Origin of the sequence: Streptomyces sp. NBC_00442 (assembly GCF_036014195.1) — a bacterium.
In the GTDB taxonomy this organism is placed as follows: domain Bacteria; phylum Actinomycetota; class Actinomycetes; order Streptomycetales; family Streptomycetaceae; genus Streptomyces.
Genome location: NZ_CP107918.1, coordinates 82,355 through 98,785, shown reverse-complemented (window position 1 = coordinate 98,785; position 16,431 = coordinate 82,355). Strand labels below are relative to the sequence as shown.

The following is a 16,431-nucleotide window of genomic DNA, read 5'->3' as shown; positions in this document are numbered from 1 at the left end:
TGGTCGATACCGAGAACAGGGGAGGTTGCGTGCAAAGTTCCCCCGAATGCAGGGACCGCTTCGCCGTCGCGCGAGCCTCCGGCGGGGCGGGGCGCTGCGCTCCTGTCGGCAGGACGACTCCTGGGGGCTCCGGCCGGGCGCATCCTGTCTGAGTATCCGCACGCCCCGGATCTGCGTATGCGGGCGGCTGTGCGCTGCGAGCCCGCTGCGTTGGATGAGGGTATGAACTGCTCCGTATCCGCTTCCGTTCCCGCCTGCCCTCCTCTGCCGACGTCGCCGAAGGACCGCACCCGGCTGTGGGCAGCCGCGGCCGCCCTCCTCTTCGTGCCGACGGCCGTGGTGACCGGAATCGTGACGCTGTTCTCGGACAGGGCCTCCGGATGTCTGACCCAGGGCGTGCAATGCACTCCGGGCCTGCCGAGCTGGGCTTTCGAGTGGAGCGTGGGTACTGGCGCTCTGGCGCTGCTCGTCGCACTGGCCGCTCCGGCGGTGCGGGTACGGCGGGGGGCGCTCGCCGCTCAGCTGTTTGCGGAGGCGGGCGCGCTGCTGGCCATCCTCAGCCACGCCTGAGGCCGACCGCTGACGGTTTGCGTGCAGGTCGGGTGTCACGCCTCGTCATCCGGTCGGACCAAGGTGTCTGCACGTACGACGGCGCCGCTGCACCTCGGACCGGTACCGCGCATGCCGGACCATGACGGCCGTTCGCCGGCGGAACAGCCGCACGCCGTCGGCCGAGTGTCCGTGTCGCGCTCGGTCGAGACCAGGGATGGCGAGGAACCTGTGCGACGGTGGGACCTGCGTCACAGGGTCCGTGACGCCGCGGTCACCTCAGGCTCGCAGCCGGCTGTGCCCCGGTACGCCGAGGCGATGGGAAGGAACTCACAATGGCCGAGCCCAGCCCTCCGCCCGACGCGGCCGCCCCCGCGGGCTCACAGCCCCAAGAGGCAGACCGGCTGCGGGACATGCTGCTGGCTCCCGGCTATCTGAAGATGCTCGCCCTCTGCGCTCTCGTCGGCATCCCGGTGTCCTTCGCGGCCTTCTGGTTCCTGGTCGCGCTGCACGAATCGGAACGCCTCCTGTGGGTGGACCTCCCCCACGACCTGGGGTGGGACGCGCCCGCATGGTGGTGGCCGCTGCCCCTCCTCCTCGTCGCCGGCCTGCTGGTCGGCCTGATCGCCTCGCGGCTCCCCGGCGCGGGCGGCCACATCCCGGCCTCCGGCCTGCACGCCGGAGGCACCGCCCCCCATACGCTGCCGGGCGTGCTCCTCGCCGCGCTGGCGAGCCTGCCGTTCGGTGCCGTCCTCGGCCCGGAAGCACCGCTGATCGCCCTGGGCGGCGGACTGGCCCTCCTGTTCCGCGATGTCGCACGCGCACCCGTGACCCCGCAGAGCACGGCGCTGATGGGCGCGGCCGGCGCCGCCGCGGCCATCGCGGCGATCTTCGGCAACCCGCTGGTCGTCGCCGTCCTCCTCATCGAGATCGCGGGGGTGGGCGGTCCGCGGCTGTTCGCCGTCCTGCTGCCCGCCCTGCTGTCCAGCGGGCTCGGTGCCCTGGTCTTCACCGCCCTGGGACGCTGGACCGGACTGGGTACGGGAAGCCTCGGCCTGAAACTGTCGTCGGCGCCCCCACGTCTGGACGCCCCGGACGTCCTGTGGTCGCTGCTCGTGGCCATCGCCATCGCTGCCGCTATGCGGCTGGTGCTGGGCGCGGGGCAGAGGGTGGCCACCTTCACCAAGGACGCGGTGATCGTGCGGACCGTCCTGTGCGCGCTGGGCGCCGCGGCCTGCGCCGCCGTCTACGCACTGAGCACCGGCCGCTCACCCGCCGAGGTCGCCACGTCCGGCCAGGCCGCCCTCAGCGCACTGGCCTCCGACCCGCACACCTGGGGCGTCGGCGCGCTGTTCGCCGTCCTGGCCCTCAAGGGAACCGCCTACACCCTGTGCCTGGGCAGCCTGCGGGGCGGCCCGATCTTCCCCGCCGTCTTCCTGGGCGCCGCCGCCGGCGTGCTGCTCGCCCCCCTGCCGGGCCTCGGAGTGATCCCGGCGATGGCCATCGGTATGGCGGCGGCCACGGCGGCCACCCTGCGGCTCCCCGTGAGCAGCGTCGTGCTCGTCGCCCTGTTGCTGGACACCCCCGGCCTGATGCCCCTGGTGATCCTCGCGGCAGCGGTCGCCTTCATCACCGCCGAGGTGCTGCCTTCGGGCCGGCGACGACCCGCCGACGGCGGCCCCGAGGCCGCGGGTGCAGCCGCGTGACGCCTGTGCTGGCCCTGTTGCCTCGTACGAACAGGACTGCGCGGCCCTGCGAGGGATGCGGGGGCGAGTCCCGGGCCGAAAGGGTGAGGTGCCCCGCTGACCTCGGATCACACCGGCGAGGGCAGGTGAACTGCCGGCAGCGGCCCCAGCTCGATCTCGCGACGTGGCAGCGACAGCCCGAGGTGCTCGCCCACCGCCGCGAACAGCTGCTTCGCGAACTCCTCGTCCTCGTCCCCTGGGTCGGCGCAGCCGGGGAAGGTGCCCCGCAGGGCTCCGGCCCGGCGCATGGCCCCGTCCAGTGCGGCGAACGCCCCCAGCCGGTCGCTGGGCGGGACAGCGGTCCGCAGCAGGCTGTCACCCAGCTCACCGGAACTCACCTAGCCGGCCGCGTCGACGTAACACGCCCACTGGTGCTCGTGCAGGAAGCGGTCCAGGCAAAGGAGTTCGTCGCCCTGCTCCACCAAGGTGTCCTGGCCGAGCCGGTCGAGGAAGCCGAGGTGCCAGGTGGACCGCTCGACCTCCACGACGTACGTCCACGCGCCGCTGCGGCCGAACATGGCCACGCTGTCACCCGGGTTCACGCTCGGTCGGTCGAAGTCCCTGAACAGCGGCGGCCGTTGGGCCATGCGGCGATCGGCGCCCAGGCACACCACGAAGTCCACCGGGTCCACACCGCGCACTGCCGTGAGGCTGAGGTCGCAAAAGCATCCCGTCCTTGGTGATCGCACCGCTGTACCAGTGCTCGCCGATCCACCCCGAACCGCTGTCCGTCACCGCGCCGCCCCCCTCCCCTCGGCCGTCGCGCGCACGTTACCGAGGCGGGCGGATCCTCCCAGCCCTCCGCCCCCCCCACGGGTGCGGGGATGCGTGCCCTCTCATGAGCCCGGCGCTCCTTCCGAATCCGTTCGGCCAACGGCGCCCTCATCTGGTGAGCACCCCGCAGAACCGTGCCCTTTTCCTCGGACCCCGCATGCCTCGCAGCCGTACGGACCGAAGCCCTCGCAGCCGGCGCGCAGGCGCGACGGGGCGACGGGGCCGGCGCCGGCCGCGGCGGGTCTGCGCCGTCCGGATCGTCCCGCGTGCTGGTGTGTGATGCGTGCGGGACAGTGATGAATGTGGCTGATGTGGACGCGATCACGCGGGAGCTGTACGGGCTGCGGCCGGATGAGTTCACCGCCGAACGGGACGCCTGTGCGGCCAGGGCTCGTTCCGCGGGGGAGAGCGCCGTGGCGAAGGAGATCAAAGCTCTGCGCAAGCCGACCCTCGTGGTATGGGCCGCGAACCTTCTGGCGCGCTCCGACGCGGACCGGACGCGGCGACTGCTGGAGCTGGGACAGGCACTGCGTGAGGCCCACCGGGCATTGGCCGGGGAGGAGCTGCGGGAACTGTCGCACCAGCGGCACGCGGTGGTCGCTGCCATGGCCCGGCAGGCCCGTGAGCTCGCGGAGGAAGCGGGTCAGCCCGTCTCCGAGGCCGTTCAGCACGGCGTCGAGGAGATCCTGCACACGGTTCTCGCGGACCCGGAAACCGCTCGGACCTGGGCCGGGGGTGTTCTGACGAAGACGCCACCGCCGGCCGTCGGTTTCGCGGGCCTGGAACCGGCGCCCGGCGCCACTGCGCCGGCGCCCACGGCCAAGGCGGCCCCGGCGCACAAGCCTCGGCAGGCGGACACCAAGGCGGACACCAAGGCGGACACCAAGGCGCACATCACGGCGGAGAAGCGGGCCCAGGCTCAAGCCGACCGGACCGCGCAGGCGTATCGCGAAGCCGATGACGAGCTCGCGCTCGCGCGGGAGGCATGGGCACTGAGCCGGTCACGGCTCGACGAACTCGACCGGCAGATCGCGGGACTCCAGGGCAGGCTGGAGACCGCGCGCGCGGAACGTGGCCACCGTGCCACCGAGGCGGACGCCGCGGCTCGCCGCCACCAGCAGGCCGATCATCGGGCGAAGGTCACGCGGACGGCAGCCGAGCAGGCCCGAGCGGAACTCGATGCGCTCCAACACCCGCACGGGCGTCGGTAGTTGGCCCACATGGCGCCTCTCGGGATCGGACGTCGGCGAGGAGCGGGGGCGTTCGGGGTTACGGGGCCGGGGTCACGGGGGAGGGTACGGCGATTCAGGGGTTCACCCAGGCGCCGGGTGCTTCGGCCAACGCGGAGACGGGTGCGGGAAGTTGGGCGGAGGCGACGTCCGCGAGGGACACGCCGTCGAGGATCTCGCGCACGTTGGACCGCAGGGCGATCCACAGGGGGAGCAGCGACTCGGCGGGGCCGGTGTAGGACAGCTCCGGGGGGCGTACGCCGCGTACCGATACCAGCGGACCGTCCACGACGCGGATGACGTCGGCGATGCTGATGGACTCGGAGGGCTTGGCCAGCCGGTATCCGCCGTTGCCGCCGCGCTGGCTGAGCACGAGACCGCCCCGGCGCATGTCGTTGAGGATGCTTTCGAGGAATTTGTGCGGAATGTTCTGGGCGTCCGCGATGGCCTCGGCCTTCAGCGGCGCGGCATCCCGTGACGCGGCGAGCTGCAGCGCGGCGCGTACCGCGTAGTCGGCCCTGGCTGAGATCCTCATGAGCGCAGTATCCCGTATGGCTTCCGTCGGCGTCCGTCGCGGGCGTGGCGCCGGGCGGGGGAGGGGTGATCCGGTCTCCCTCGCCCGCGGTGGCGCCCGCGAGGGTCAAGGCCGGACAGGCAGGACGAACGGCGGGTGCGCGCCGTTGAGGAAGTAGTCGCCGACGTCGCGCAGCCGATGGGTGACCGGCTCGTACAGTGTGTGGGCCCGTGCGTTGCGCCAGAAGCGGTCGAAGCCCAGTCGCGCGGACACGGATCGGGCGCCGATGATGTCCAGGGCTCGGGCGGTGGACTCCTGTGCCGCTCGGGAGGCTGCGGCTTCGGCCACGGCCACGAGGACGGAGATCTCCGCGTACTCGTCGTAGGTGAGGTCCTCGCCGCGTGCCAGCCCGCCGTGCACGGCCTTCAGCGCCTGGTCGGCGAGGGCGGACGCGGACCGGGCCAGGACGGTGAGCTCTCCGTAGGTGGTCAGCACCTGAGGGTCCTGGGGGGAGCCGATCGGCCAGTCCGGGCGCCAGGGGGAGTGGGCGGCCCTGCTGTACTCACGCGCTTCGGCGAGCACCCCCTCGGTCATGCCGAGAAGGAGCTGGGCCGAGAGGAGACGCCCGACCGGCGCGGCCAGAGCGGCCCGCGGTGACAGCACGTCCTCGTCCGCGGACAGGGAGCCGAGTACGTCCTGGGCGGCGACCGGCACGGCATCGAACTCCACGTTCCCGCCGGCCGCGAGCCGCTGGCCGAAGGTGTCGGCGTCGTCGTCGATCCGCACGCCGAGACGCGCGGAATCGACGACGACGGCGAGTGGTTCGCCGGTGTCGGCACGCTCGGCGCGCACGGCGAGGCGGTCGGCCACCAGGATGCCGGTCGCGTAGCTCTGGCGACCGTCGAGCACATAGCCACCCGCCTTTCTGACCAGTGTCAGAGGCAGCTCCTGACGGCCGAGCCCACCGCCCCAGCACCACTGCTCCGCCGCGGTCTTCCGCTCGATCTCGGCGGCGAGTGCGGGCGCGGCGAACAACCGGGCGCTCCACGACAAGAAGTAGTGACAGGCGAGCAGTTGACCGACCGCGCCGTCGGCGGCGGCGATCTCCCGGACGACGGCATAGGCCGTGGGCCAGTCCGCGCCGCCGCCCCCGAGCTCGTGCGGTACGAGGAGCGTCAGGAGTCCCGCCTCACGCAGCCGGGACACCTCGTCGAAAGGAGCCTTGCCCGCCTGTTCCCTGGCCGCCGCGTCCGTGGCCAGGTCGTCCGCCGTCTCGCGGGCCACTCGTGGCCAGTGCGTGCGGCTGGGTGCGGCCCGGTCGGAATCCGAGGCGGGCAGGGACGGCGCTGCGGCAACGCCCATGGCGGTGGTCTCCTCAAGCTCGTGGGCAGGGTGGGGTGTTGGGCCCCCGCGCCGGTCGGGTGTGTGCGTGCGGGCCACGCGCCGTACGGTGGAGGAACGGAGCCGCTGGGCGCTCCCCAGGCGCAGCGGCCAGGCTCAACGTCCTTGACGGCAGCACGAGTTCGTGTCCGTGTGCGCAGCTCTATGACGTGGCGCGACGCGACGTGTCATGACGCGACGGGCGCGGTGCCGAGGGAGCGGCCTGGGCCGAAAGCGCCGCGGCCGCGGCGTGCACTACGGGAGGGGCTCGCCCTACGCGTGACGACAGGCGGCGCTGATGACGTGACCGAAGTCGACATGCCGACGGCGGACGAGCCGCTGCTGTGTGGGGGCCATGTGCCCATCCTGCGCACCGGCGGGGCGGACCGTCAATGCTTTCCTAGTAAATCGATGGGAAATATGGGGAAGGTGAAACCGCAGGTCGGATCACCGGTCGTCGGTTTTCGCCGGGGCAGCGTCCGGTGCCGTCGCTCTGGCCAGCCGGGCACGTAGCGCGGCCGCCCGGACCCTGAACCTTCGCAGTGGCGTGGGGGGCAGTGCACGCGCGGAGCCGCGGGCGTAATGCCGCTCGACGTAGACCTGCCCCGCGCTGAGCACGGTCGTGACGGCGATGTACCAGAGGGTCGCGACCATCAGCAGCGGGATGACCTGGTAGGTCTGGTTGTAGACCAGTTGCACCGAGTACAGCAGGTCGTGCACGGCCAGCACGCTGACGATGCTCGTGCCCTTCAGTGTTCCGATCAGCATGTTTCCCGCGGTCGGGACGATCGAGCGCATCGCCTGGGGGATGACGATCCGGCGCAGCGAGCGCCGTCGCCCGATTCCGAGGGCCTGAGCCGCCTCGGTCTGACCCGCGTCGACCGAGAGGATGCCTCCGCGCACCACCTCTGCCGCGTACGCGGCTTCGTGCAGGGTCAGGCCGATGACGGCGGTGAGGGTGGGGCCGAGCAGGTTGACCGTCTTGACGGTGACGAATTGGGGCCCGAAGGGCACACCCAGGCCGAGCGTCGGATAGAGGGCGCCGATGTTGAACCAGAACAGGAGCTGCACCAGGAGTGGGGTGGACCGGAAGATCCACACATAACCCCAACTCAGCGTCCGCAGAACCGTGTTGGCAGAGAGCCGCATGACGGCCAGCGGGATGCCGAGCAGGAAGCCGAGCAGGGTCACCACGCCGGTGAGCCACAAGGTGAGCAGCAGGCCGTCCACCACGGCCGCGGTGGTGAAGTACCGGCCGACGACATCCCACTGGAAGGCCCGGTTGCGGACGACGGAGTTGACGACCATCGCGAAGACGAGCAGCGCGGCGGCGGCGGCCAGCCGGCGGCCCGTCTGCCGGCGCGGCACGATCCGTGGCAGATCGCCGTCAGGGTCCGGACGGGCGGGGGCTTTCGGCTGTCCCGGAAGAGGGGCGGACGCGGTGATGGGGGAGGAGGCGGCGACGTTGGGCGGCGAGACCATCAGGAGGCTCTCCAGGGGGAGGGAGGCGCCCATGGGTGCCCGTCCGGCGATCCATCTGCGTGAACGGCGGACAAGTCCCATGTGGGCAAAGGAGGTTGGGGCCGCGCTCGGCGTCATCGTGTTCGCCGCGTCCCTCAACGCGGCCGGTACGGCTGCCGCGCGGGGGCGGAGCCGGTCCGCTCCCGATCGTATGGGCGCACCGGGCGGATGTGTCAACCACGTGGAAGAACCGCGGGGTACCGGTCCGGCATCCGGGCCGTGGTTGACGAGAAGCGCGATGTACTGCTCAATTATGCGCATGAATGCCGAGCAGCGCCTGGTCACCCGTGACCACATCGACTTCGGTCGGGTGTGGTCCGCGGCGTGTTGCGCCTGACGCGGCAGCGGGTCCTCTGACCGGCCCTTCCCTCCCTCGGTGACCCCGTCGCGGGCCGAGTTCGTCCTTCGCCGGACCGTCGTACGCATGCGCTGGAACACGCTGAACAGGCGTCGATCGCGCGCCGGACACGCGCTGATGCAGCGCTGAATCAGCGGACGAAGAGACCGGCGGGACCTGGGACGCGTTGCCACCGCCCGGCGGTCCCACCGCCCCGCCCCGCCGCGCCCGAAGCCCGCGCGCCCGGCGTCATCACCCCTGCTCACCATCTGGCTCCGCACCCTCGGAGCGCCGTCATGCACGGCCGCTCCCAGGGCTGCTCCGCCGTACCCGCCCGCTGCCTGCGCAACGGCACGGGCCCAGAGGACTTGAGGAAAGGCCATCACCCATGCCAGTGGAATTCCTCGGCATCGCCGCCACCCACGACGGCTCCGAAACGACCCCGCGCTCAGGCGCCGCCTTCGACAAGGAGTTCACTCTCCGGATCGCCCGCGCGCATGAGGAACACGGCTGGGACCGTGTGCTGTTCGCGTACGGGTCCGGATCGCCGGACCCCGCGCCGGCCGCCGCGTTCATCGCGAGCCGGCTGGACCGCCTCCAGATCCTGCTGGCCCACCGTCCGAACGTCTCCTACCCGACGTTCGCCGCGAAGACCTTCGCCACCCTCGACCAGATCAGCGACGGCCGGCTGACCGTGCACTTCATCACCGGCGGCAACGACCATGAGCAGGGTCGCGAGGGAGACACCCTCACCAAGGACGAGCGCTATGCCCGCACCCGCGAGTACATCCGCATCGTCAAGAAGATCTGGACCACGCACGAACCGTTCGACCACGAGGGCGAGCACTACCGCTTCCACGACTTCGTGAGCGATGTCTTCCCGGTCCAACGCCCCCGCCCCAACGTGTCGTTCGGCGGCTCCTCACCGGCCGCGTACGCGGCGGGGGGCGCCGAGGCCGACATCTACTGCCTGTGGGGCGAGCCCCTGGACAAGACAGCCGAGCAGATCGCGGCCGTGAAGGCCGCGGCGGGGGCCGCGGGGCGCACCGACGTGCCCCGCATTCAGGTGGCGTTCCGCCCGATCATCGCCCCGACCGAGGAACTGGCCTGGGAAAAGGCCCGCCGCACGGTCGGCGCGATCAAGGCCCGCAGGGAGAAGGGCGAGGCGGTCACCAAGCGCGACCGCGGCCAGGGGCGAGCGCAGGCCGTGCCGCCTCAAAACGCGGGCTCCCAGCGCCTGTTGGCCATCGCCGAGGCGGGGGAGCGCTACGACCGCGCCCTGTGGACCCCGACCGCCGCGGCGACCGGAGGCGCGGGCAACTCCAACGCCCTCGTCGGAACTCCCGAGACGGTCGCCCAGGCCCTCTTGGACTACTACGACCTCGGCGTCGACATCCTCTCCGCCCGCGGCTACGACCTGCTGGGCGACGCGATCGACTTCGGACGGTACGTGATCCCGATCGTCCGCGAGGAGGTCGCCCGGCGGGACGCGGAGCGGGCGGCCCGTACCCCGCAGCCCCTCGCGGCGGTGACCGCATGACGTCCGCCGTCACCCCAACACCGTTGCCCGTCCCGCATGTGACGGTCATTCAGGTCGGTATGGCGGACCCCCGCGTGCGTCCCCTGCTGCGCGAACTGGGCGACGAATACTCCGCCCGCTACGGCAGGGACGCCCACGCCGAACTCGCCCGCTATCCCGACGAGGAGTTCACCGCACCGTACGGCGGGGCGTTGCTCCTGCTCCTCGAACACGGTGAGCCGGTCGCCGGCGGCGCCTTCCGCCGCTACGACGAGACCACGGCCGAACTGAAGCGGATCTGGACCCACTCCGCCCACCGAAGGCGTGGTCTGGCCCGACGCGTCGTCGCCGACCTGGAGCACGAGGCCGGCGGCCGCGGCTACCGGCGGATCTACCTGACCACCGGCCCGCGCCAGCCCGAGGCCCGCGGCCTGTACCTGACGACCGGCTACACGCCGTTGTTCGACACCGAGGCCGACCCGGAAACCATCGGCCCGCTGCCCTTCGAGAAGCACCTGCCGCCCGCCCCACCCCACCGAGAGGCAGCCGACCTGTGAGCGCCCGTACCACCGGAACACGACTGCGGGCGGCCGCCACCATCGCGCTGCTGCCCCTGCTGACGCTCACCGCCTGCGGGGCCGGCGACACCGCGGGCGCCGCGCCGGGGGGAGCCCAGGCGCTCCCCGCGCCGTCCGACGATCCGGTCGCCGCCGTCCACGCGGTGGGCTCCGTCGCCGCGCTGCTGCCCGCCGATGTCCGCAAGGCAGGCACGCTGCGCGTCGGCAGCTCGATCGGGTTCCCGCCCGGCGCGTACTACCCGAACGGGCCGGACAAGCCGGCCGCCGGCCAGGAGATCGACATCGCGGACGCGGTGGCCAAGGTCCTCGGCGTGAAGCTGGAGCGGCAGGACGCATCCTTCGAGACGATCCTGCCGGCCCTCGGCAGCGGCAAGTACGACTTCGGAACCGGCAACTTCGGCGTCACCGCCGCCCGCCTGAAGAGCATCGACTTCGTCACCTACATCAACGACGGCCAGGGCTTCGCGGTGAAGAAGGGCAACACCGCGCTCAAGACCAAGGTCACTGACCTCACCCAGCTGTGTGGCCTGACCATCGGCACCGGCGTCGGCACCACCTTCGAGGCGACCCTCACCGCGCAGAAGGGCGTATGCGCCAAGGCGGGCAAGAAGCCCTACGACGTGAAGGTCTACTCGGAGAACGGGGCGACTCTCACCGCGCTCCAGCAGGGCCGTACCGACGTGATCATGTCGACCATCAACGGCCTGCGCTACCAGGCGGCGCAGCCCGCGTCGGGAACCGCCTTCCTCGGCGAGTACCACCGCCTCGACGTCGGCTTCGCCTTCACCAAGGGCTCCCCGCTCACCAGGGCGTTCCAGGCCGCCGTCAACGAGCTCATCAAGGACGGTACATACGCCCGCATCCTCAAGAAGTGGGGCACTTCCTCCTCCGGGATCGAGTCGTCGCGGATCAACGCGCCCGAGCACACATGAGTTGCGAGCACATGAGCCGCGAGCACATGGGTTCTGAGCACATGACCTCTGCGGATGAGAGTCGAGTCAATCCGCCCCGGACACATGAGAGTCGAGCAGGAACACCACGATGAGACCGATCACCGACACCCTGCCGCCCGGCGCGGCCGTCCTGGGCGGCGGCCGCGAAGCCCCGCCCGCGCCGGACGACCCTGCTTCGCTCCGGGTCGTCCCCGCCCGTCACTACGCCCGCTGGGTGGCCGCCGCCGCCGTGACCGTGCTGGCCGCCCAGTTCGTGCACGGGCTGTCCGCCAACCCGGTCTGGGAGTGGGGCGTCTTCCGCGACTACGTTCTGTCCGACACGATCGTGCAGGCGGTGTGGGTGACCCTCCAGCTCACCGCCTACGCCACGGTGCTGGGTTTCGTTCTGGGGACCGTCCTGGCCTTCATGCGGCTGTCGCGCAGCCCCGTACTGCAGACCGTCGCCTGGACCTACATCTGGATCTTCCGGTCCATCCCGATGATCGTGCAGCTGGTGTTCTGGTTCAACCTCAGTGCGCTGTATGAGCAGTTGGGCGTGGGGGTCCCCTTCGGCCCGGTGCTGTGGTCCGTCGACAGCAACAGCATCATCGGCACCATGGGCGCCGCCGTCATCGGCCTGACGCTGCACCAGGGCGCTTACGCCGCAGAGATCGTGCGCGGCGGCGTCATCGCGGTCGACCACGGACAACTGGAGGCCGCGGCGGCGCTGGGGATCCCGCGGCTGCGCCAGATCCGCCGGATCGTGCTGCCGCAGGCCATGCGCGCCATCCTGCCCACGGCCGGCAACGAGATCATCGGCCTGCTCAAGGGCACCTCGGTGGTCTACGTGATGGCCATCGGGGAGTTGTTCTACCAGGTGCAGGTGGTCTACGGCCGCAACGGCCGGGTGATCCCGCTGCTCCTCGTCGCCACCGCCTGGTACGTGATGCTGACGTCCCTGCTGTCCGTCGTCCAGTACTACGTGGAGCGGCGATACGCCCGGGGCGCCAACCGCACCCCGCCGCCCACTCCGCTCCAGCGCGCCCGGCGCTTCGTCCGCGCCGCGCGCGTGTCGGCCGCCCGGCGCAATCAGCCGGTCGTAGCCCTTGCGCCCTTGGGAGAGAGCAGATGAGCGACGTGACGGATGTGACGGATGTGACGGTGGCCGTCGAAGAGGCGAGGCCTGCGGGCGACGGCGTGATGGTGGACGTGCGCGGCGTCCACAAGAGCTTCGGTCCGCTGGAGGTGCTGCGCGGCGTGGACCTCCAGGTCCGTGCGGGCGACGTCACCGTGGTCCTCGGGCCGTCCGGTTCCGGGAAGTCCACGCTGCTGCGCACGATCAACCACCTGGAGAAGGTCGATCGCGGCTGGATCAGCATCGACGGCGAGCTCATCGGCTACCGCCGATCCGGCGACAAGCTGTACGAGCTGAAGGAGAAGGACGTTCTCAAGCAGCGCACCCACATCGGGTTCGTCTTCCAGAACTTCAATCTCTTTCCGCACCTGACCGTGCTGGAGAACCTCATCGAGGCTCCCGTCTCCGCGCTCCGCCGCCCGCGCGGAGCGGCGGAGGAAACGGCCCGCCGACTACTGCGGAGAGTGGGACTCGCCGACAAGAGCGACGTCTATCCACGGCAGTTGTCCGGAGGCCAGCAGCAGCGCGTGGCCATCGCCCGCGCACTCGCACTCGAACCCAAGGTGCTGCTCTTCGACGAGCCCACCTCGGCGCTCGATCCCGAACTCGTCGGTGAAGTCCTCGATGTCATCAAGGACTTGGCCCGCTCCGGGACCACCATGATCGTCGTGACGCACGAGATCGGTTTCGCCCGTGAGGTCGCCGACACCGTGGTGTTCATGGACGGCGGACTCGTCGTGGAACAGGGCCCGCCGTCGGCCGTCCTTGACCGCCCCCGGCACGAACGTACGCGTGCCTTCCTCTCCAAGGTCCTCTGACCACCCCGCACCCCTCACCTCCGTCAAGGAGCACGACCATGCCCACCTCGATCACCCGCCGCACCACCGCGGCCGCGCTGGGACTCACCACCGCCCTCGTTCTCGCCGCGTGCGGCAACCCCACCGACGGCGGCACGACCGAGATCGCGGCCACGTCCGGCAGCACGACGAAGATCAACCTGAGTCCGGACCAGAACCGCGTCACCACCGGCAAAGTCGCCTCCATAGCGGCCGAGGTCCCGGAGAAGATCCGCAGCAGAGGAACCCTGGAGATCGTCGGCTCGACCGGCTCCGCCGCCCCCCTCACCTTCCACGCCACCGACAACAAGACCGTCATCGGCGTCGAGCCCGACATCGCCTTCCTGGTCGCGGACGTGCTCGGCCTCGAACCGCACATCAACACGGTGTCCTGGGAGAACATCTTCGTCGGCCTGGACAGCGCCAAGTACGACGTGGGCTTCAGCAACATCACCGTCACGGAGGAACGCAAGGAGAAGTACGACTTCGCCCCCTACCGCGAGGACAACCTGGGCTTCGAGGCGAAGAAGGGCAGCGGCCTGAAGATCACCGGGCCGAAGGACGTGGCGGGCAGGACCGTCGCCGTGGGCAGCGGCACCAACCAGGAGAAGCTGCTCATCGAGTGGAGCAAGGAGAACGAGAGGGCCGGCCGCAAGCCGGTGAACATCAAGTACTACCAGAACGACAGCGACACCTACCTCGCGCTCCAGTCCGGCCGCATCGACCTCTACCTCGGCCCCAACCCGACCGCCGCCTACCACGCGGCCAGCACCGGGAAGACGGAGGTCGTCGGTACCTACTCCGGTGCCGGCTCCACCCTTCAGGGCCTCATCGCGGCCACCACCAAGAAGGACAGCGGCCTGGTCAAGCCGCTCGCCGACGCGCTCAACGAGATCATCCGCAACGGCACCTACCAGAAGGTGCTGGAGCGCTGGGGCCTGTCCGGCGAGGCCGTGACCACGTCCGGGATCAACCCGCCCGGACTACCCAGGACCACCACATAGGCGCCGATGGCGCGGCGCCGCAACGCGCCGCGGTCCGCGGCCCCTCACCCACGCGTCGCACGTACACCGCACGCATACCTCACCCGCACCGCCCTCTCCCCGAAGGATCCGCCATGGCCACCGTCCTTTCCGTCTCCGGAAGCCCCTCCGCCACCTCGCGCACCGCCCGCCTGCTGCGTCACCTGGACGCGCGGCTCACGGCACAGGGACACGAGGTGATCCCTCTGGACGTCCGCACCCTTCCCGCCGAGGCCCTGCTCGGCGCCGACTTCCGGCACCCGGCGATCGTCGCGGCGGCCGAACTGTTCGCCCGTGCCGACGGGGTGGTGATCGGCACGCCCGTCTACAAGGCCGCCTACTCCGGGTTGCTGAAGTCCCTGCTCGATCTGCTGCCGCAGTACGGCCTTGTCGGCAAGACCGTCCTGCCACTGGCGACCGGCGGGAGTACGGCGCACGTCCTGGCGATCGACTACGCGCTGCGTCCGGTCCTCAGCTCCATGGGTGCCGCGCACATCGTCCAGGGCTGGTTCACGCTCGACCAGGACCTCGTGGTGGGCACCGACGGCACGCTGACCGTCGCGCCGGCCGCGGCCGAGGCCCTCACGCAGGTCGTCGACCAGTTCTCCGAAGCCCTCGGCAGCCGCGCGGCCCTGCCGGCCGGACGGGCCGCGTGACCGCGACGGCACATGTCGCACCCATCCACGTGCAGGCCCTCTTGACGTGGTGCCAAGACAGCCGGAGACTCCGAAGGAAGGAACCCTAGTGAATCAGTAGGGAACAATGGAGCGTCAGGAGTCGCCCGCGGTCCACGTCGACCGTGCCGTCCGCACCACGCGGGCTGTGCGCACCACGCGGGCTGTGCGCGCCGACCGTGCTGTCGGCACCGACCGCACCGACCGCACCGTGCGTGCCGTGGAGCCCGCACGGCCGCCTCTCCTGCTGACCTCCCGCCGCCACATCGATCTCCTGCGTGTCTGCAGCGCGGCGAACTCCCCGCGCTGACACCGGGGGTGCCCACGGGCGCCCGCATCGCTGCCGGGTACGGGTGCGCGTCGACACCGTCGCGCGCCCACCACGCCACGTGCACCGCTCGCCGCGCCTTTGGGAACCAGAGACCGGACGAGCCGGACCCAGGGAGACACATGACCGCCGCACCCCCGCCCATCGTGCCGTCCCGGCCTTCCCGGCCCTCGGTACCGGCGTTCCGGGGAAGGATCGGTTCCGACGCGAGCAGTGGCTACTACGCCGTGTCGCGCCGCTACCGCCTCCACCTCTCGCCGTCCTGCCCCCACTGTCTGCGGATCGCCATCACCCACAGCCTGCTCGGCCTCGGAGAGACCCTCCCGGTGGCTCTGCTGCCGGCTGTGCCCGACAGCCTCGACGGCGGCTACCGCGCGCTGCGCCCGCTCTACGAGGCCAGTTCGCACCGGCATCACGGGCCGGCCACCGCCCCGGTGCTGAGCGACGACTGGACGGGCCGGATCGTCAGCACGGACACACCGGGCATCCTCCGAGACCTGGCACGGCACTTCGGCGACGACGCTTCCAGCCGCCCCGTCCTCCACCCCGCCGGCGCGGAGGAGGACATCGAGTCCGTGGGACGCCTCTGCGAGTACGGCGTCAACGAGGCGGCACAGCAAGCCGGTCGGGCCGACGCCGACGCCGCGACGCGGCAGGCCGCCCTCAGCTCCCTGCTCCGCTCCCTGGACTCACTGGAGCGGCGGCTCGTTCATCACGACTTCGTCCTGGGCGACGAAATGACCTCAGCCGACGTGGAGTTGTGGGTCACCCTGGTGCAACTCGACGTCGTGCACCGTCTGCACCTGGACGCCGCCGCCGTCCGCCACATCGCCGGACATCCGTGCCTGTGGGCCTACGCACGGCGTCTGGCCGCCCACCCCGCCTTCGCCGCCCACCTCGACCTGGAGGCCATCGCCCGCCTGCACCATGCCCACTGCCAAGGTCTTGAGGCCGCGGGGGCTGCGGTGCACATCGTGGACTGGTCCGTCCCCGTCATGGAGGGGCCCGCCACCGAGCCGGCCAAGCCGCGCCCGGACGGTTTCATGGAACCGCAATACGCCCTACACCTCCGTCCGTCCGGATGCGCCTAACGTGCGAGGAGATGGGCTGCCGCGCCGAGCGCGGCAGGGCCCGTTCGTGAGCGGACCAGCGGATGAAAGAGCGGAGGTGACCGTGTTGTTCCCCCATCCCACTGCGCTCACCCCGACCGCCCGGGTCCGCGCCCCGCAGGTCCGCGCCACACAGGGCCATGCCACACAGATCTGCGCCGCACGTGGCTGCGTCCACCTGTACTCGCGGCTCCACATCGATCTGCAACGGGTGGCCTGCGCACTGTGTCGTTCCTGACCCGTTCCTCG

At 71.1% G+C, this 16,431-nt stretch carries 18 protein-coding genes; 13 read left to right on the top strand and 5 right to left on the bottom strand.

What is annotated here, in order from left to right:
- Positions 1 to 222: 222 nt before the first annotated feature.
- Positions 223 to 570: a hypothetical protein gene (locus tag OG432_RS00485; protein WP_328306524.1), complete on the top strand. Its 348-nt coding sequence runs from the start codon at positions 223 to 225 to the stop codon at positions 568 to 570.
- A gap of 314 nt (positions 571 to 884) precedes the next feature.
- Entirely contained in the window at positions 885 to 2,255 is a 1,371-nt protein-coding gene (locus OG432_RS00480) for a chloride channel protein (protein ID WP_328306523.1), read from the top strand.
- Positions 2,256 to 2,362: 107 nt separating this feature from the next.
- Here the strand turns inward: OG432_RS00480 and OG432_RS00475 are convergent, their stop codons facing one another.
- Both OG432_RS00475 and OG432_RS00470 read right to left on the bottom strand, forming a co-directional pair.
- The gene (locus OG432_RS00475) at positions 2,363 to 2,632 is read right to left on the bottom strand and encodes a hypothetical protein (RefSeq protein ID WP_328306521.1); all 270 of its coding nucleotides are present in this window, start codon (positions 2,630 to 2,632) and stop codon (positions 2,363 to 2,365) included.
- Complete coding sequence (locus OG432_RS00470; protein ID WP_328306520.1) at positions 2,633 to 2,935, bottom strand: hypothetical protein; 303 nt, start codon at positions 2,933 to 2,935, stop codon at positions 2,633 to 2,635.
- Between the two features lie 435 nt (positions 2,936 to 3,370).
- Here OG432_RS00470 and OG432_RS00465 point away from each other — a divergent pair, with 435 nt between their 5' ends.
- Complete coding sequence (locus tag OG432_RS00465) at positions 3,371 to 4,279, top strand: hypothetical protein (RefSeq protein ID WP_328306518.1); 909 nt, start codon at positions 3,371 to 3,373, stop codon at positions 4,277 to 4,279.
- A gap of 94 nt (positions 4,280 to 4,373) precedes the next feature.
- Here the strand turns inward: OG432_RS00465 and OG432_RS00460 are convergent, their stop codons facing one another.
- The 3 genes from OG432_RS00460 to OG432_RS00450 all read right to left on the bottom strand — a co-directional run bounded on the left by OG432_RS00460 (position 4,374) and on the right by OG432_RS00450 (position 7,673).
- Complete coding sequence (locus OG432_RS00460; RefSeq protein ID WP_328306516.1) at positions 4,374 to 4,832, bottom strand: RrF2 family transcriptional regulator; 459 nt, start codon at positions 4,830 to 4,832, stop codon at positions 4,374 to 4,376.
- Between the two features lie 105 nt (positions 4,833 to 4,937).
- Positions 4,938 to 6,173: an acyl-CoA dehydrogenase family protein gene (locus tag OG432_RS00455; protein WP_328306514.1), complete on the bottom strand. Its 1,236-nt coding sequence runs from the start codon at positions 6,171 to 6,173 to the stop codon at positions 4,938 to 4,940.
- A gap of 465 nt (positions 6,174 to 6,638) precedes the next feature.
- Positions 6,639 to 7,673, bottom strand: a complete 1,035-nt coding sequence (locus OG432_RS00450; protein ID WP_328314948.1) for an amino acid ABC transporter permease — start codon at positions 7,671 to 7,673, stop codon at positions 6,639 to 6,641.
- A 764-nt stretch (positions 7,674 to 8,437) separates the two neighbouring features.
- Between OG432_RS00450 and OG432_RS00445 the strand changes: the two genes are divergently transcribed.
- The 10 genes from OG432_RS00445 to OG432_RS34890 all read left to right on the top strand — a co-directional run bounded on the left by OG432_RS00445 (position 8,438) and on the right by OG432_RS34890 (position 16,420).
- Positions 8,438 to 9,589 (top strand): LLM class flavin-dependent oxidoreductase, encoded by a 1,152-nt coding sequence (locus OG432_RS00445; protein WP_328306511.1) that lies wholly within the window; start codon positions 8,438 to 8,440, stop codon positions 9,587 to 9,589.
- Positions 9,590 to 9,648: 59 nt separating this feature from the next.
- On the top strand, positions 9,649 to 10,125 hold the full coding sequence (locus OG432_RS00440; RefSeq protein WP_328306509.1) for a GNAT family N-acetyltransferase: 477 nt from the start codon (positions 9,649 to 9,651) through the stop codon (positions 10,123 to 10,125).
- Positions 10,122 to 11,078, top strand: a complete 957-nt coding sequence (locus OG432_RS00435) for an ABC transporter substrate-binding protein (protein WP_328306507.1) — start codon at positions 10,122 to 10,124, stop codon at positions 11,076 to 11,078. The genes OG432_RS00440 and OG432_RS00435 overlap by 4 nt, the downstream gene beginning before the upstream one ends.
- 109 nt (positions 11,079 to 11,187) lie before the next feature.
- A complete protein-coding gene (locus OG432_RS00430) occupies positions 11,188 to 12,210 on the top strand; it encodes an amino acid ABC transporter permease (RefSeq protein WP_328306505.1) in 1,023 nt (340 codons plus the stop codon).
- Between the two features lie 68 nt (positions 12,211 to 12,278).
- Positions 12,279 to 13,031: an amino acid ABC transporter ATP-binding protein gene (locus OG432_RS00425; RefSeq protein WP_328314947.1), complete on the top strand. Its 753-nt coding sequence runs from the start codon at positions 12,279 to 12,281 to the stop codon at positions 13,029 to 13,031.
- A gap of 38 nt (positions 13,032 to 13,069) precedes the next feature.
- The gene (locus OG432_RS00420) at positions 13,070 to 14,053 is read left to right on the top strand and encodes an ABC transporter substrate-binding protein (RefSeq protein WP_328306503.1); all 984 of its coding nucleotides are present in this window, start codon (positions 13,070 to 13,072) and stop codon (positions 14,051 to 14,053) included.
- 113 nt (positions 14,054 to 14,166) lie between these two features.
- Positions 14,167 to 14,727: an NADPH-dependent FMN reductase gene (gene ssuE, locus OG432_RS00415; protein ID WP_328306501.1), complete on the top strand. Its 561-nt coding sequence runs from the start codon at positions 14,167 to 14,169 to the stop codon at positions 14,725 to 14,727.
- Between the two features lie 106 nt (positions 14,728 to 14,833).
- Positions 14,834 to 15,055 carry a hypothetical protein gene (locus tag OG432_RS00410; RefSeq protein WP_328306499.1) on the top strand — a complete coding sequence of 74 codons (222 nt, stop codon included), beginning with the start codon at positions 14,834 to 14,836 and terminating at the stop codon, positions 15,053 to 15,055.
- Positions 15,056 to 15,195: 140 nt separating this feature from the next.
- Positions 15,196 to 16,164 (top strand): glutathione S-transferase C-terminal domain-containing protein, encoded by a 969-nt coding sequence (locus tag OG432_RS00405; RefSeq protein ID WP_328306497.1) that lies wholly within the window; start codon positions 15,196 to 15,198, stop codon positions 16,162 to 16,164.
- 1 nt (position 16,165) lies between these two features.
- Positions 16,166 to 16,420 carry a putative leader peptide gene (locus OG432_RS34890; RefSeq protein WP_443058310.1) on the top strand — a complete coding sequence of 85 codons (255 nt, stop codon included), beginning with the start codon at positions 16,166 to 16,168 and terminating at the stop codon, positions 16,418 to 16,420.
- Positions 16,421 to 16,431 lie beyond the last annotated feature (11 nt).

What these genes read in the sequence shown, in the direction of transcription:
- OG432_RS00455 (WP_328306514.1), bottom strand. Translation starts at nt 6,173, where the DNA reads ATGGGCGTTGCCGCAGCGCCGTCCCTGCCCGCCTCGGATTCCGACCGG.
- OG432_RS00420 (WP_328306503.1), top strand. Translation starts at nt 13,070, where the DNA reads ATGCCCACCTCGATCACCCGCCGCACCACCGCGGCCGCGCTGGGACTC.
- OG432_RS00430 (WP_328306505.1), top strand. Translation starts at nt 11,188, where the DNA reads ATGAGACCGATCACCGACACCCTGCCGCCCGGCGCGGCCGTCCTGGGC.
- OG432_RS00445 (WP_328306511.1), top strand. Translation starts at nt 8,438, where the DNA reads ATGCCAGTGGAATTCCTCGGCATCGCCGCCACCCACGACGGCTCCGAA.
- OG432_RS00405 (WP_328306497.1), top strand. Translation starts at nt 15,196, where the DNA reads ATGACCGCCGCACCCCCGCCCATCGTGCCGTCCCGGCCTTCCCGGCCC.
- OG432_RS00410 (WP_328306499.1), top strand. Translation starts at nt 14,834, where the DNA reads ATGGAGCGTCAGGAGTCGCCCGCGGTCCACGTCGACCGTGCCGTCCGC.
- OG432_RS00425 (WP_328314947.1), top strand. Translation starts at nt 12,279, where the DNA reads ATGGTGGACGTGCGCGGCGTCCACAAGAGCTTCGGTCCGCTGGAGGTG.
- ssuE (WP_328306501.1), top strand. Translation starts at nt 14,167, where the DNA reads ATGGCCACCGTCCTTTCCGTCTCCGGAAGCCCCTCCGCCACCTCGCGC.
- OG432_RS00485 (WP_328306524.1), top strand. Translation starts at nt 223, where the DNA reads ATGAACTGCTCCGTATCCGCTTCCGTTCCCGCCTGCCCTCCTCTGCCG.
- OG432_RS00450 (WP_328314948.1), bottom strand. Translation starts at nt 7,673, where the DNA reads ATGGTCTCGCCGCCCAACGTCGCCGCCTCCTCCCCCATCACCGCGTCC.
- OG432_RS00440 (WP_328306509.1), top strand. Translation starts at nt 9,649, where the DNA reads ATGGCGGACCCCCGCGTGCGTCCCCTGCTGCGCGAACTGGGCGACGAA.
- OG432_RS00480 (WP_328306523.1), top strand. Translation starts at nt 885, where the DNA reads ATGGCCGAGCCCAGCCCTCCGCCCGACGCGGCCGCCCCCGCGGGCTCA.
- OG432_RS00460 (WP_328306516.1), bottom strand. Translation starts at nt 4,832, where the DNA reads ATGAGGATCTCAGCCAGGGCCGACTACGCGGTACGCGCCGCGCTGCAG.